This is a genomic window from Salipiger mucosus DSM 16094, from assembly GCF_000442255.1.
Classification (GTDB): domain Bacteria; phylum Pseudomonadota; class Alphaproteobacteria; order Rhodobacterales; family Rhodobacteraceae; genus Salipiger; species Salipiger mucosus.
This window is the reverse complement of the sequence record NZ_KE557273.1, coordinates 297,651-311,703: the sequence shown is the minus strand read 5'-3', so window position 1 is coordinate 311,703 and position 14,053 is coordinate 297,651. Positions and strand designations below refer to the sequence as shown.

The window sequence follows — 14,053 nt, the reverse complement described above, 5'->3', positions numbered from 1 at the left end:
AAAAACGTCCTCCGAAGATTTTTGGCGCCAGGATTTTTCGTACGAAAAATCTTGCGTCCCCCGCGGCGATTTCACAGACAGGGGCGCAACGCCGACGCAACGGCAGGAAAGCCGATGGAATGAAGAAGCAGACCATGAACCGAGACTGGATCGCCACCGCCCGCACGCTCAGCGAAGCCCTGCCCTACATGCAGCGCTATTCCGGCGCCATCGTCGTGGTCAAGTTCGGCGGCAACGCCATGGGCGACGCCGAGGAAATGGCCCGCTTCGCCCGGGACATCGTGCTGATGCGGCAGGTCGGCGTGAACCCGGTCGTCGTGCATGGCGGCGGCCCCATGATCAACGAGACGCTGAAGAAGCTCGGCATCGTCTCGGAGTTCAAGCGCGGCAAGCGCGTCACCGATCAGGCCACCGTCGACGTCGTCGAGATGGTCCTGACCGGCCTCGTGAACAAGCGCATCGTGCAGGCGATCATGGACGAGGGCGGCCGCGCCGTGGGCCTCTCGGGCAAGGACGACGATCTCATCGTCTGCGAGGCGGACGACCCCGAGCTGGGCTTCGTCGGCCGCCCGGTCGAACTCAACGTGCAGGTGCTGCGCGATCTCTTTGCCGCCGGGATCATCCCCGTGGTGGCGCCCGTGGCGACCGGCATGGACGCCAACGAGACCTTCAACGTCAACGGCGACACCGCCGCCGGCGCGCTGGCCGGTGCGCTCAAGGCAGACCGGCTGCTGCTGCTGACCGACGTCTCGGGCGTCAAGAACGTCGAGGGCGAGGTCGTGACCGCCATGACCCCGGAAGAGGTCCGCGCCATGACCGACGACGGCACCATCGCCGGCGGCATGATCCCCAAGACCGAGACGGCGCTCAAGGCCATCGAGGACGGGGTGCGCGCCGTGGTGATCCTCGACGGGCGGGTGCCCAACGCCTGCCTGCTGGAGCTCTTCACCGAGCATGGCGCGGGCTCGCTCATCCGGCCGCCGGAACTGCCGCCCGCGCGACGACAGCGCTGAGGGCCTCCCGTGAAGACCCTGATCCTCATGCGCCACGCCAAGTCGGACTGGTCCGCCGGCCAGCCCGACCACGCGCGGCCGCTGAACCCGCGCGGGCGCGAGAGCGCGGCGGCGCTCGGGCACTGGCTGCGCGCCGAGGGCCACCTGCCGGGCCAGATGCTCTGCTCCACGGCTGCGCGCACGCGCGAGACGCTGGACCGGCTGCAGCTCGACGCGCCGGCCCGCTACGAGGACCGCCTCTACCACGCCGGGCCCGAGACCATGATGTCCTGCCTGCGCGAGGCCGAGGGCGACACCGTCCTGATGGTGGGCCACAACCCCGGCATCTGCGATTTCGCCCACGAGATCGTCGCCCGCGCCCCGCAGCACCCGCGCTTTCGCGACTACCCCACCGGGGCCACGCTGGTCGCAGACTTCGACATCGCGGACTGGGCGCAAACGGAATGGCGCGCGGCAGAGCCGCGCGCCTTCGTCATTCCACGGGAGCTGACCGAGGGCTGAGGCCCTCTCAGTGCCCCAGGATCTGGCTGAGGAAGAGCTTCGTCCGCTCGTGCTGCGGATTGTTGAAGAACGCCTCGGGCTCGTTCTGTTCGACGATCTGACCCGCGTCCATGAAGATCACACGGTTCGCCACCTGCCGCGCGAAGCCCATCTCGTGGGTCACGCAGAGCATGGTCATGCCCTCTTCCGCGAGGCTGACCATGGTGTCGAGCACCTCCTTGATCATCTCGGGGTCGAGCGCCGAGGTCGGCTCGTCGAAGAGCATGATCCGCGGCTTCATGCAGAGCGAGCGGGCGATGGCCACGCGCTGCTGCTGACCGCCCGAGAGCTGGCCGGGATACTTGTGCGCCTGCTCGGGGATCTTGACCTTCTCGAGGAAGTGCATGGCCGTGGCCTCGGCTTCCTTCTTGGGCGTCTTGCGCACCCAGATCGGGGCCAGCGTGCAGTTCTCGAGGATGGTCAGGTGCGGGAACAGGTTGAAGTGCTGGAACACCATCCCGACTTCCGAACGGATCTTGTCGATGTTCTTGATGTCCGAGCCCAGCTCGGTCCCGTCGACGGTGATCGTGCCGGCCTGGTGCTCCTCGAGGCGGTTGATGCAGCGGATCAGCGTGGATTTCCCCGAGCCCGAGGGCCCGGCGATCACGATCCGCTCGCCGCGATGGACGGTCAGGTCGATATCGCGCAGCACGTGGAAGGTCCCGTACCACTTGTTCATGTTCGAGATCTGGATCGCGACCTCGTCCGAGACCGTCATCTGGCTTCGGTCGACCTCGCGAGCGGTGGCAATGTCCGACATCTGCGGTCTCCTTAGTTGTGCTCGCGACGGAGCTTTTTCTCGAGGTAGAGGGAATAGCGGCCCATGCCGAAGCAGAAGAGGAAGAAGCACAGACCGATGAAGACGAAGAGTTCCCAGTAGATGCCGTTCCACTCCGTCGAGGCGCGGATCGAGTTCGACAGGCCGATGGGATCGAGCAGGCCGATGAAGACCACGAGCGTCGTGTCCTTGAAGAGCCCGATGAAGGTGTTCACGATGCCCGGAATGGCGATCTTGAGCGCCTGCGGCAGGATGATCAGCCGCATCGACTTCCAGTAGTCGAGCCCCAGCGCGTCGGCGGCCTCGTACTGGCCCTTGGGCAGGGCCGCGAGGCCCCCGCGCACCACTTCGGCGATATAGGCCGAGGCGAAGAGCGTCACCATGATGATGACCCGCAGCATCAGGTCGAAGTTGGTGCCCGGCGGCAGGAAGTAGTTCAGCAGCAGCGAGGCGGTGAACAGCCAGACGATCAGCGGCACGCCCCGGATGATCTCGATGAAGGCGATCGAGCACTTGTTGATGATGAACATGTCCGACTGCCGCCCCAGCGCCAGCACGACGCCCAGCGGCAGCGACAGCAGGATGCCCGAGATGCCGATGATCAGCGCCAGCATGAAGCCGCCGATGTCGTTGGATTCGACGTTCGTCAGCCGCAACGGCACCACCGAGGACAGCGCCCCCGCAAGCGGCCCGGCGACGAAGAACCAGTAGAGCAACGGCACGACGATGGAGGCGAGGATCGCGGGCAGCACGCCGACCTTGGGTCCGGCGTAGTTCATGATCGCCCAGCCCAGCACGAAGCCCGCGGCGACGGCGACGGGCCCCCAGAGCGAGCCGCCCCAGATCAGCCAGTAGATCACGAAGGGCGCCGCCATCGAGCCGAAGAGCGCCTTGCGCGGCAGCGAGCTGAACAGCACCGGGGCGATGGCGATGAAGAAGATGACGAAGGCCAGCACCGGGCGCCAGTAGAGGTCCCTGGGATAGAAGCCGAACAGCAGCTGCGGCCAGCGTTCGGCGATCACCGCCCAGCAGGCCACGTCCGAGCCCGCGCCGTAGAGGTCGTTCCGGATCTCGCGGCACTGGGCGAGGCTGCCCGCGTCCCAGATGCCGAGGGCGGCCCAGGGCACGAGGTGGCTCAGCACCACCCAGATGAACCAGAGCGACCCGAGGGTCAGGATCACGTTGAGCCAGCCGGAGAAGAGGTTCTCGTGGATCCACCGGTAGGCGCCGGTCTGCGACAGCGGCGGCTCCTTCTGGTCGACCATGGTCTCGCGGACGTAGGCGAGAGACGATTCGGAATGTACCTCGCTCATGTCACCGCTCCTTCAGCTTGACGGTCGCGTTGTAGATGTTCATGAAGCTCGAGATCACGAGGCTCAGAACAAGGTAGAAGAGACCGAGGAGCAGCATCCCCTCGAGCTCGCGTCCCGTCTGGTTGATGGTGATGCCGCCCAGCGTGGAGCGGGCGTCCATGTAGCCCACCGCGATGGCGAGCGAGCTGTTCTTGGTCAGGTTCAGGTATTGCGAGATCAGCGGCGGGATGATGACCCGCAGCGCCTGCGGCAGGATCACGAGGTTCATCGTGGTGCCGGGGCGCAGGCCAAGCGCGTAGGCGGCCTCGGTCTGGCCCTTGTTGATGGCCAGGATGCCGCCGCGCACGATCTCGGCGATGAAGGCGCCGGTGTAGAGCGACAGCGCCAGCCAGAGCGCGATCAGCGAGTTGCGCAGGTGCAGGCCGCCGTCGAAGTTGAAGCCGCCCAGCACGGGCTTGTTCAATTGCGCGCCAAGGATCACCAGCACGGCGATCAGCGGGATCAGGATCAGGCCGGCCTGGATCGGGGCCGTGGTCGGCCGCTTGCCGGTGGCCTCCTGCTTCTCGGTCGCCTTCTTGGAGACGTAGCGTGCGCCGGCGATGCCGGCGAAGAGCACGCCGAGGATCAAGAGCCAGTCCCAGCCCGAGGAGGTCGGCACGACCTCGCCCTCGCCGGAGGCCGCCGCGCCGTCGCCGGACGAGTCCGACGCGTCGCTGCTCTGCCCGGTCGAGACGCCCGAGCCGCCGGTCGAGATCCGGCTGCCGCCGTAGGTGCCCGACAGGCCGGACGAGGTCGGCTCCTCTTCTTCCGGTTCGGGCGCGGCGACCTCGTTGCCGCCCAGCGAACGGGTGAAGACAAGGTTGGGGATGTAGACGCCGCGGTTGGTGACGGCGACGCTTTCGCCCATCAGCATCGAGGGTCCGTCGTCGGCGCGGAAGGCGCGCGGCTGCGGCGTGGCCTCGGTCATCAGCGCGAAGATCAGCACGATCCACAGCAGCAGCGGCACGTTGCGGAAGCCCTCGACGTAGACCGCCATGAGGCGCGAGACGAGCCAGTTGTTCGACAGCCGCAGGACGCCGGCAATCACGCCCAGCACGGTGGCGAGCGAGCAGCCGAGAATGGCGACGAGAATGGTGTTCAGGATGCCCACCAGCGCGGCGCGGCCGTGAGTCGACTGGCTGTCGTATTCGACCAGGCGCTGGTTGATGTCGTAGCCCGAAGGCTGCCAGAGGAAGCCGAAATCGAAATCCTTTCCCAGCGCCGCGAGGTTCTGGACGGTGTTCGACACCAGCCAGGACAGCGCAAGTGCCAGCAGGATCATCGCGACGACCTGGATCGTCAGCGAACGGTAACGGGTATCGTAGATAAGCTGACTGAGCCGGAAGCTCTGCTCCGGCGGGTCCGTCATTGTCGCCATGGTCGTCTCCCCGGTGGTTTCCGTTCTTCCCGGGCGTCGCACCGGTTGTTCCGGTATCCGGCCCCTCTCGGAAACTCTGATTTTCTCTTGGGTCGTCTTCTTCGCAAAAGGGCGCCGAGTTTCCCCGGCGCCCCCTGCAAGTGGTCTTAGCGGAACGGCGGGCTGTACATCAGGCCGCCATCGGTCCACTGCGCGTTCAGGCCGCGCGACAGGCCGATCGGGGTGTTCTCGCCGATGTTCTTCTCGAAGAGCTCACCGTAGTTGCCGCCGGCCAGGATGGCGCGCTTGGCCCAGTCGGCCTCGAGGCCGATCATCGAGCCCAGCTCGCCCTCGGTGCCGAGCAGACGGTTCACTTCGGGGTTGTCGGTGGGCTCTGCGCTCAGCTCGTTGATGTTGGCCGAGGTGACGCCGTATTCTTCGGCCGCGATCAGCGCGTTCAGCGTCCAGCGGACGATGTCGCCCCACTCGTTGTCACCGTGACGGACCAGCGGGCCCAGCGGCTCTTTCGAGATGATCTCGGGCAGGATCACGTGCGCCGAGGGATCCTCGAAGGTCGCGCGCGTTGCGGCGAGGCCCGAAGCGTCGGTGGTGTAGACGTCGCAGGCGCCGGCAAGGTACTGCTGCTGCGCTTCCGCGTTGGTCTCGATCGGCACCGGCTCGTAGTCGATGTTGTTCACGCGGAAGAAGTCCGCGAGGTTGAGCTCGGTGGTGGTGCCGGTCTGGATGCAGACGGTCGCGCCGTCCAGTTCCTTGGCCGAGGACACGCCCAGTTCCTTCGGCGTCATGAAGCCCTGGCCGTCGTAGTAGTTGATGCCGACGAACTCGAACTTCAGGTCGTTGTCGCGCGAGAAGGTCCAGGTGGTGTTCCGGGCCAGCATGTCGATCTCGCCCGAGGCAAGCGCGGTAAAGCGGGTCTGACCGGTGGTCGGAACGAATTCGACCGCCATCGGATCGCCCAGCACGGCAGCGGCCACGGCACGGCACACGCCGACGTCGAAGCCCTGCCAGACGCCGTTCGCGTCGGGAGCCGCAAAGCCGGCGAGACCGGTGGTCACGCCACAGTTCAGGGTGCCGCGCGCCTTGACGTCGTCGAGCGTGGCCGCGCCGGCGGCACCTGCCGCCAGACCGGCGGCCGCCATCGCGCCAAGCAGTACGGTATTCTTCATGGTTACCTCTTCCTGTTGTCCGGTCCCTGTCGAACCGGTTTCGGGCCCTCGTGGGGCCGTTGGACCTAGGTGGGACTTCCCCCTGACTAGTGGGGGTAAGTTTGGGAGGAATCTTCCGGAGAGGTCAAGCCATGCTCCGGGGAAAAACATCGAGTTCTGCCCAGAACTTACGCAAAGAGACCCCCGGTGGACCGAGATTAGGCAGCCTTGCAGAGGGCGAAAAACCGCCGAGCATGGTGAAATGCCGCGCGCTTGCGTTCGGCCGTCGCATGGGCCTCGTCGTCCACGCCCCAGAGCTCTTCCTGCCAGGTCTCGTCGATGCGCGACAGCGCCCAGAGGGTGTCGCCGTCCTGCCCCTCGGCGGCGGCGAATCCCAGCACCAGCGAGCCGGTCAGCGAAACCAGGTCGTGAAAGGCCGCGAGCTCGAAGGAATCCAGCGCGTGCACCCGGGCGGACAGCGCCTCCAGCGCGGCGGGGGACTGCGCCGCGTGCATCACGCCGGTGCGCGGCTCCAGCCGCGCGCCAAGCGTGCGCTCGGCCCAGTCGAGCATCGGGTCCCAGCCCTCGGCCTGCCGCCGGACCAGCCCCTCGGGGTGATCGGCGCGGTAGCACAGAAGGTCGCTGTCGCCGTAGTCGGCCAGCATCTGCGCCACCTCGGCGCGCTGCGGCGCGACCTTCTCGATGGCGCTGTTCGCGGTGCGCGTGAAGGGCATCGCGGTGGGGTCGATGGTCCCCTCCTGCGCCTGCCACTCGTCGGCGATCGCCTGCGCCAGCGGCGGCGTCGGCACCACCAGCGGCGACTTGCCCGGCGTGCGCAGCGGCCGCGCATCGAGATGCACGGTCCAGCCCGCGCCGACCGGTTCAACGGTGGCGTGATCGTAGAAACGCTTGGGCGCCCATTCGCTCATGCCGTCTGCTCCCAGACCTGTTGCAGCAGCCCCGGCAGCAGCCGGATGTCGTCGAGGATCATGTGCGCATCCGCCAGCCGGGCGGCGTCGTGGTAACCCCAACTGACGCCGATGGCCAGCATCCCGGCGGCGCGCGCCATCTCCATGTCATAGCTCGTGTCGCCGATCATCACCGCGCGCCGGGGCGCCACGCCGGTCTCGGCCAGCGCCGCCTTCAGCATCGCCGGATTCGGCTTGGACGGGTGGTCGTCGGCGCATTGCTGCGTGACGAAGAGCGGCCGGATGCCGTGGCCGTCCACCAGCTTGTCCAGCCCGCGCCGCGACTTGCCGGTGGCGATGCCCAGCAGCGTCTCGGGCTGCGCGTGCAGCGCGTCCAGCACGCCCCGCACATGCGGGTAGAGCGGCGAGGAGACCGCCGTCCCGTTCTCGGACCGCAGCGTCATGTAGCGGGCCTTGTAGCCCTCGACCATCGCCCCGCGCGTCGCCTTGTCGGCCCCGGGCGCGAGCCGCGACATGGCCTCCGGCAGCGAGAGGCCGACGATCGACAGCACCGTCTCGCGCCCGGGGACGGGCAGCGCGACGGCCTCGAAGGCGGCGCTCATCGAGGCGAGGATATCGGCCTGGCTGTCGACCAGCGTGCCGTCCACGTCGAAGATCACGAGCCGCAGGTCGGTCATCGCAGGCTCTCGAAGGGATCGTCGGCCGCGATGTCCTCGGCCCAGCCCAGCGTCTCCCAGCTGGTCGCCATGTGCTCGGGCAGCGGCGCGGTGACGGTCATCGGCTTCTTGGTGACCGGGTGCAGGAAGGTCAGCGACCGCGCGTGCAGGTGCAGCTTCTTCGAGATCACGCCGCCCAGCTGCGCGCCCCAGCCGTCGCCCAGGTTCTCCTGCCCCGACCCGCCGTATTTGCCGTCGCCGATGATCGGGTGCCCGATCTCGGCCATGTGCGCGCGCAGCTGGTGGGTGCGGCCGGTGATCGGCTCCATCGCCACCCAGGAGGCGCGGTTCGCCACGCGGTAGAGCGTCGCGTAAAGCGTATGCGCCCGCTTGGCGCCCGGCGTCGCGTCGATGTCGCGCGGGTGCACGCAGATCATCTTCTCGCCCTCGCCGTGCTTGCCGTGGCCCGGCGCCTTGACGAGGCCGTACTTGATCTCGCCCAGGTACGGCGTCGGCACGCCGGCGACCAGCGCCCAGTAGATCTTGCGCGTGTTCTTGTGGCGGATCGCGTCGGTCAGCGCGCGGGCCACCGCGCGGCTGCGTGCCAGCAGCAGCACGCCCGAGGTGTCCTTGTCCAGCCGGTGCACCAGCCGGGGCTTCTCGTCCATGCCGAATTTCAGCGCCTCGGCCAGCCCGTCGACGTGGCGGGTCTGCTTGCTGCCGCCCTGCGTCGGCAGGCCCGGCGGCTTGTTCAACGCGATGACGTGGTCGTCCTTCCACAGCACGCAGGCGCGGATCATCTCGGCGTCGGCGTTGCTGACCCTGGGCTCCGGCGCGGGCTTGGGCGCCTCGGCCGGGTCGGGCAGCGGCGGGACGCGCACCTGCTGGCCGGCCGCGAGCCGCGTCGCGGCCTTCACCCGGCCGCCGTCGACGCGCAGCTCGCCCTTGCGGCACATCTTCTCGATGCGGCCCTGCTGAAGGTGCGGGAACTGACGCTTGAGCCAGCGGTCGAGCCGCTGGTCGCCGTCGTCCGCCGCCACGGTAATGGTCTGGACACCGCTCATGACACCACGCTCCGCGCAAAATGCAGCCCGGCGAAGAGGGCCAGGATCGACACCACGACAGAGACCGCGACATAGCCCGCCGCCTGCGTCATCGCCCCGCGCTCGTAGAGCGTCGCCACGTCCAGCGAGAAGGACGAGAAGGTCGTGAACCCGCCAAGAAAACCCACCGCCAGCAGCGGCGACAGCCGGTTGGCCGAGAAATGCGCCATGACGACGACGAGCACGCCCATCATGAAGGAGCCGAGGATGTTCACGGTCAGCGTTCCCCAGGGGAAATCCCGCCCCATCAGCCGGGTCATGCCGACCCCGGCGAGGTAGCGCGAGGATGCGCCGAGCGCGCCGCCGACGGCGACCTGGAGAAGCGTGAGAGTCATCCTGCGGATGTGTCCCGCGGCCGCCGCGATGTCAAGCGCGCGGGCTCAGGCGTTGCGCTCGCGCCGCAGCCGCGCGAAGTAGTCCACCCGCTTGCGCAGGTCGCGCTCGAAGCCGCGCTCGACCGGATCGTAGAAGTCGACCCGCTCCATGTCGTCGGGGAAGTAGTCCTGCCCCGAGAAGCCGTCCTCGGCGTCGTGGTCGTAGGCATAGCCCTTGCCGTAGCCCTGGTCCTTCATCAGCGAGGTCGGCGCGTTCAGGATGTGCTTGGGCGGCATCAGCGAGCCGGTGGTCCTGGCCGAGGCGCGCGCCGCCTTGTAGGCGACATAGGCCGCGTTCGACTTGGGCGCGAGCGCGAGGTAGACCAGCGCCTGCCCGATCGCCAGTTCCCCCTCGGGCGAGCCCAGCCGCTCGTAGGTCTCCCAGCCCTGCAGGCAGACCGCCTGCGCCTGCGGATCGGCCAGCCCGATGTCCTCGACCGCCATGCGCGTGATGCGCCGCGCGAGGTAGCGGGGGTCCTCGCCCGCGTCCAGCATCCGCGCGAACCAGTAGAGCGCCGCGTCCGGGTCCGAGCCGCGCACCGACTTGTGCAGCGCCGAGATCAGGTTGTAATGCCCGTCGCCCGACTTGTCGTACTGCGCCGCGCGCCGGGTCAGCCTGGCGCTCAGCGCCTCGGTGTTCAGCTTGCCCTCGATGCGCCAGGACAGTGACCTGCTCGACGAGGTTCAGCAGCGCCCGCCCGTCGCCGTCGGCCATCTCGAGCAGCGCCTCGCGCGCATGGCCGTCGAGCGGCAGCGCGCGGCCCACCTCGCGCTCGGCCCGCTGCGCGAGCCGCTCGAGATCGGCAAGGTCCAGCCGCTCGAGCACCAGCACCTGCGAGCGGCTCAGAAGCGCCGCGTTCAGCTCGAAGCTGGGGTTCTCGGTCGTGGCACCGACCAGCAGGATCGTCCCGTCCTCCATGTGCGGCAGGAAGCTGTCCTGCTGCGCCTTGTTGAAGCGGTGGATCTCGTCGACGAACAGCAGCGTGCCCTGCCCGTTCGCGCGGCGGTGCTTGGCGGCCTCGAAGACCTTCCGCAGGTCCGGCACGCCGGTGAAGATCGCGCTGATCTGCACGAAGTGCAGCTCGGTCGCGTCCGCCAGCAGCCGCGCGATGGTCGTCTTGCCCACGCCGGGCGGCCCCCAGAAGACGATGCTCGACAGCGCGCCCGAGTCCAGCATGGTGCCCAGCGGCGCCTCGGGACCCAGCACCTGCTCCTGCCCGATGACATCGCCCAGCGTCGCCGGGCGCAGCCGGTCCGCCAGCGGGCGCGGCGCGGTGCTGGCGCCGCCTTCGGGCTGCGGCTTGCTGCCGCTGTCGAAGAGATCGCCCATGCCTCAGCCCCCGGTGCCCGGCGCGGGGCGCGGATCGCGCAGCGTGGCGGCGCGCGTGAGGGTGATCGGGCAGATACGAAGCATGGCGGTCCTCTCGTGCCCGATATGTTCCCGCCGCAGCTGAAATGCAAGCTGGCGCAAGGCCGGCCGGCGCCCCGGCCGCGAGGCGCCGCGCCAATTTCCTTCGCAGGAATTTGCAGATCTTGTCGAAAAGATTTGGCCCCCAAAACGAAAAGGCCCCGCCGTCGCCGGCAGGGCCCAGAAATCTCGCTCAGGCGCGGATCATTCCGCGTCGGCAGCGGCCTCTTCGGCGGCAAGGCGTGCCTTGTCGGCGGCGCCCTTGGCGTCGGCGTCGCGGTCGACCAGTTCGATGATCGCCATCGGCGCCATGTCACCGTAGCGGAAGCCGGCCTTCAGGACGCGGCAGTAGCCGCCCTGACGCTCGGCGTAGCGCGGGCCCAGCACCTCGAACAGCTTGGCGACGTGCATGTCCTGCTTCAGCTGTGCGGCGGCCTGGCGGCGGGCGTGGATGTCGCCGCGCTTGCCCAGCGTGATCAGCTTGTCGATGATCCGCTTGAGTTCCTTGGCCTTGGGCAGCGTCGTCTTGATCTGCTCGTGCTCGATCAGCGAGCCGGCCATGTTCGAGAAGAGCGCCTTGCGGTGCTCGTGGGTGCGGTTGAGGCGGCGGTAGCCGGAACCATGACGCATTTTCGTGTCTCCTTTGCGTTTTGCTTTGTCCGGGGCCCGATGCGTGTCAGGCCCTCACCTTGGGGCATTTGCCCGATCCCGCGGGGCGGGAATGGTGCGGGGCGCCCTCTCCAGTACGCCCCGCCAGTGGCTCAGAACTGGTCTTCCAGTTTCTTCGCCAGATCCTCGATGTTGTCCGGCGGCCAGTCCTCGACATCCATGCCGAGGTGCAGGCCCATGCCCGACAGCACTTCCTTGATCTCGTTCAGCGACTTGCGGCCGAAGTTCGGGGTGCGGAGCATCTCGGCTTCGGTCTTCTGGATCAGGTCGCCGATGTAGACGATGTTGTCGTTCTTCAGGCAGTTCGCCGAGCGGACCGAAAGCTCCAGCTCGTCGACCTTCTTGAGCAGGAGCGGGTTGAACTCCAGCCCGTCCTCGTCGTCCTGGCGGCTGGCCGATTCCGGCTCGTCGAAGTTGACGAAGATCGACAGCTGGTCCTGCAGGATGCGCGCCGCGTAGGCGATCGCGTCCTCGGGCGTGACCGAACCGTCCGTCTCGATCTTCATGGTCAGCTTGTCGTAGTCCAGCACCTGGCCCTCACGGGTCGGGGTGACCTCGTAGGCGACCTTCTTGACCGGCGAATAGATCGCGTCGATCGGGATCAGGCCGATGGGCGCGTCCTCGGGCTTGTTCTTGTCAGCCGAGACATAGCCCTTGCCGGTGTTGACCGTCAGCTCCATGTAGAGGTCCGCACCCTCGTCGAGGTGGCAGATGACGTGCTCCTTGTTGAGCACCTCGATGCCTGCGCTCTCGGCGATGTCGGCGGCGGTGACGACGCCCGGGCCCTTGGCATTGATCGACAGGCGCTTGGGCCCTTCGACTTCCATGCGCAGCGAAACGCCCTTGAGGTTCAGGACGATATCGGTCACATCTTCACGCACGCCGGCGACCGAGGAAAACTCGTGCAGGACGTTGTCGATCTGAACGCTGGTGATCGATGCGCCCTGAAGGCTCGACAGCAGCACGCGGCGCAGGGCGTTGCCCAGCGTGAGACCGAAGCCGCGCTCGAGCGGTTCGGCGACCATCGTGGCGACGCGGGTCGGGTCTGCACCCGGTCGCACCTCCAGCTGGTTGGGCTTGATCAGTTCTGCCCAGTTCTTGTGGATCATGCAGGCCTCCATTCCTGTCACCGGCCCCATGTCCGTAGGCCAGGACTCCCGAGGTTACAAACGAACGCGGGCCCGCGCGGAATCCCGCACGGCCCCGCGAAAAAGCGGTCCCGATCAGACGCGGCGGCGCTTGGGCGGGCGGCAGCCGTTGTGGGCGATGGGCGTCACGTCGCGAATCGCGGTGATGTTGAAGCCGACGGCGGCCAGCGCGCGCAGCGCGGACTCACGGCCCGAGCCGGGGCCCTGCACCTCGACCTCGAGGGTCTTGACGCCGTGCTCCTGCGCCTTCTTGCCGGCATCCTCGGCGGCCAGCTGGGCAGCGTAGGGGGTCGACTTGCGCGAGCCCTTGAAGCCCATGGTGCCGGCGGACGACCACGAGATCGCGTTGCCCTGCACATCCGAGATCAGGATCTTGGTGTTGTTGAAGCTGGAGTTCACATGCGCGACGCCAGCTGCGATGTTCTTGGAGACCTTCTTCTTGCCTCCGCGACGGGTATCACGTGCCATAGTTCGCTGCCTCCCTTATTTCTTCTTGCCGGCGATCGGCTTCGCGGGGCCCTTGCGGGTGCGCGCGTTGGTGTGGGTGCGCTGACCGCGCACGGGGAGGTTGCGACGATGGCGCAGGCCGCGGTAGCAGCCGAGGTCCATCAGGCGCTTGATGTTCATCTGCGTTTCACGACGCAGGTCGCCTTCGACGGTGAAGTTCGCGTCGATGTGCTCGCGGATGGCGACGACTTCGGCATCGGACAGCTCGTTGACACGGCGCGACTGGTCGATGTTGACCGCCTCGCAGATGTCCTTGGCCGAGCTCTGGCCGATACCGGTGATGTAGGTGAGGGCGATGGGCACCCGCTTGTGAGTCGGGATGTTGACGCCGGCAATACGTGCCAAGTCTCTTATTCCTTTCGTTGCGGTTCCGTAGCACCAGAACCTTTTTTCACAACATGAGCCCAAAGCGCATGGCGCCTCGGGCTGTCCGCTGATGAGGTGATCTGCGGTTGGGGAGCGACCCGTCCCGCAAGATTGGTCTCTTGTAGAGATGCGGGTGGGTATGAGGATTCGGCACCAGCGTCAAGCCCTTTGTCGGAACCCTGCGTCCCGGCTCGCGTTGGCCTTCGACATGGTAGCTTCGGACCCCTCCCCCGCACAACCGACATCGCGCCGCAGGCACTGGCCGGCCGCATGATCTACCAGCTTCTCTACACGAGCGTGGCACGCTTTCCGCGCGGGCATTCCTCGGACCTGGACATCCTCCACCACTCCATGAACCGCAACCCCGCGCGCGGGATCTCGGGCCACCTGCTTCGCGACGAACGCGGCTTCTGCCATGTCATCGAGGGACCGAAGGACCCCGTGCGCTGGCTCTTCGCCCGCATCCGGCAGGACTGGCGCCACTCCCGCGTGATCGAGCGCATGAATCGCGAGGTCCCCGAGCGCAGCTTTCCCTCGTTCACCATGGGATACGGCACGCTCAACCCCGAGGACGCCGCCTTCCTCTCGCGCTGCTACCTCGACGGAGACCACGGCGCCGTGCTCGCCTTCCGCCGGGTCGGGCGCCTGGCCGCGGCCGGCTAGGCCCGGAACGAAAAAGGCAGGGCG

15 protein-coding genes and 1 pseudogene are annotated in these 14,053 nt (G+C 67.6%); 3 read left to right on the top strand and 13 right to left on the bottom strand.

Annotation, left to right across the window (positions count from 1 at the left end):
* Positions 1-119 precede the first annotated feature (119 nt).
* Positions 120-1,013 (top strand): acetylglutamate kinase, encoded by an 894-nt coding sequence (argB, locus tag SALMUC_RS01630; protein ID WP_020042460.1) that lies wholly within the window; start codon positions 120-122, stop codon positions 1,011-1,013.
* A gap of 9 nt (positions 1,014-1,022) precedes the next feature.
* Complete coding sequence (locus tag SALMUC_RS01625) at positions 1,023-1,514, top strand: SixA phosphatase family protein (RefSeq protein ID WP_020042461.1); 492 nt, start codon at positions 1,023-1,025, stop codon at positions 1,512-1,514.
* Positions 1,515-1,521: 7 nt separating this feature from the next.
* Here SALMUC_RS01625 and SALMUC_RS01620 read toward each other — a convergent pair whose 3' ends face one another.
* The 13 genes and pseudogenes from SALMUC_RS01620 to rpsM form a co-directional block, all read right to left on the bottom strand.
* Entirely contained in the window at positions 1,522-2,313 is a 792-nt protein-coding gene (locus tag SALMUC_RS01620) for an amino acid ABC transporter ATP-binding protein (RefSeq protein ID WP_020042462.1), read from the bottom strand.
* Positions 2,314-2,324: 11 nt separating this feature from the next.
* Positions 2,325-3,644 (bottom strand): amino acid ABC transporter permease, encoded by a 1,320-nt coding sequence (locus SALMUC_RS01615; RefSeq protein ID WP_020042463.1) that lies wholly within the window; start codon positions 3,642-3,644, stop codon positions 2,325-2,327.
* A gap of 1 nt (position 3,645) precedes the next feature.
* A complete protein-coding gene (locus tag SALMUC_RS01610; RefSeq protein ID WP_021119695.1) occupies positions 3,646-5,061 on the bottom strand; it encodes an amino acid ABC transporter permease in 1,416 nt (471 codons plus the stop codon).
* 146 nt (positions 5,062-5,207) lie between these two features.
* Complete coding sequence (locus SALMUC_RS01605; RefSeq protein ID WP_020042465.1) at positions 5,208-6,227, bottom strand: amino acid ABC transporter substrate-binding protein; 1,020 nt, start codon at positions 6,225-6,227, stop codon at positions 5,208-5,210.
* 197 nt (positions 6,228-6,424) lie between these two features.
* Positions 6,425-7,135 carry an ATP12 family chaperone protein gene (locus SALMUC_RS01600; RefSeq protein WP_020042466.1) on the bottom strand — a complete coding sequence of 237 codons (711 nt, stop codon included), beginning with the start codon at positions 7,133-7,135 and terminating at the stop codon, positions 6,425-6,427.
* Positions 7,132-7,812: an HAD-IA family hydrolase gene (locus SALMUC_RS01595; protein WP_020042467.1), complete on the bottom strand. Its 681-nt coding sequence runs from the start codon at positions 7,810-7,812 to the stop codon at positions 7,132-7,134. Before SALMUC_RS01595 ends, SALMUC_RS01600 begins: the two co-directional genes overlap by 4 nt.
* Positions 7,809-8,855 carry an RluA family pseudouridine synthase gene (locus SALMUC_RS01590; RefSeq protein WP_020042468.1) on the bottom strand — a complete coding sequence of 349 codons (1,047 nt, stop codon included), beginning with the start codon at positions 8,853-8,855 and terminating at the stop codon, positions 7,809-7,811. Before SALMUC_RS01590 ends, SALMUC_RS01595 begins: the two co-directional genes overlap by 4 nt.
* Positions 8,852-9,229: a fluoride efflux transporter CrcB gene (crcB, locus tag SALMUC_RS01585; RefSeq protein ID WP_020042469.1), complete on the bottom strand. Its 378-nt coding sequence runs from the start codon at positions 9,227-9,229 to the stop codon at positions 8,852-8,854. Before crcB ends, SALMUC_RS01590 begins: the two co-directional genes overlap by 4 nt.
* Positions 9,230-9,274: 45 nt before the next feature.
* Positions 9,275-10,598 (bottom strand): annotated as a pseudogene (locus SALMUC_RS01580) (replication-associated recombination protein A).
* A 282-nt stretch (positions 10,599-10,880) separates the two neighbouring features.
* Positions 10,881-11,306 carry a 50S ribosomal protein L17 gene (rplQ, locus tag SALMUC_RS01575; protein WP_020042471.1) on the bottom strand — a complete coding sequence of 142 codons (426 nt, stop codon included), beginning with the start codon at positions 11,304-11,306 and terminating at the stop codon, positions 10,881-10,883.
* A 131-nt stretch (positions 11,307-11,437) separates the two neighbouring features.
* Positions 11,438-12,454, bottom strand: a complete 1,017-nt coding sequence (locus SALMUC_RS01570; protein WP_037371042.1) for a DNA-directed RNA polymerase subunit alpha — start codon at positions 12,452-12,454, stop codon at positions 11,438-11,440.
* Positions 12,455-12,568: 114 nt separating this feature from the next.
* Positions 12,569-12,961 carry a 30S ribosomal protein S11 gene (gene rpsK, locus SALMUC_RS01565; protein WP_020042473.1) on the bottom strand — a complete coding sequence of 131 codons (393 nt, stop codon included), beginning with the start codon at positions 12,959-12,961 and terminating at the stop codon, positions 12,569-12,571.
* A gap of 15 nt (positions 12,962-12,976) precedes the next feature.
* Positions 12,977-13,345: a 30S ribosomal protein S13 gene (gene rpsM / locus SALMUC_RS01560; RefSeq protein WP_020042474.1), complete on the bottom strand. Its 369-nt coding sequence runs from the start codon at positions 13,343-13,345 to the stop codon at positions 12,977-12,979.
* Between the two features lie 291 nt (positions 13,346-13,636).
* Between rpsM and SALMUC_RS01555 the strand changes: the two genes are divergently transcribed.
* Positions 13,637-14,029 carry a BLUF domain-containing protein gene (locus SALMUC_RS01555; protein WP_020042475.1) on the top strand — a complete coding sequence of 131 codons (393 nt, stop codon included), beginning with the start codon at positions 13,637-13,639 and terminating at the stop codon, positions 14,027-14,029.
* The last annotated feature ends 24 nt before the right edge of the window (positions 14,030-14,053 follow it).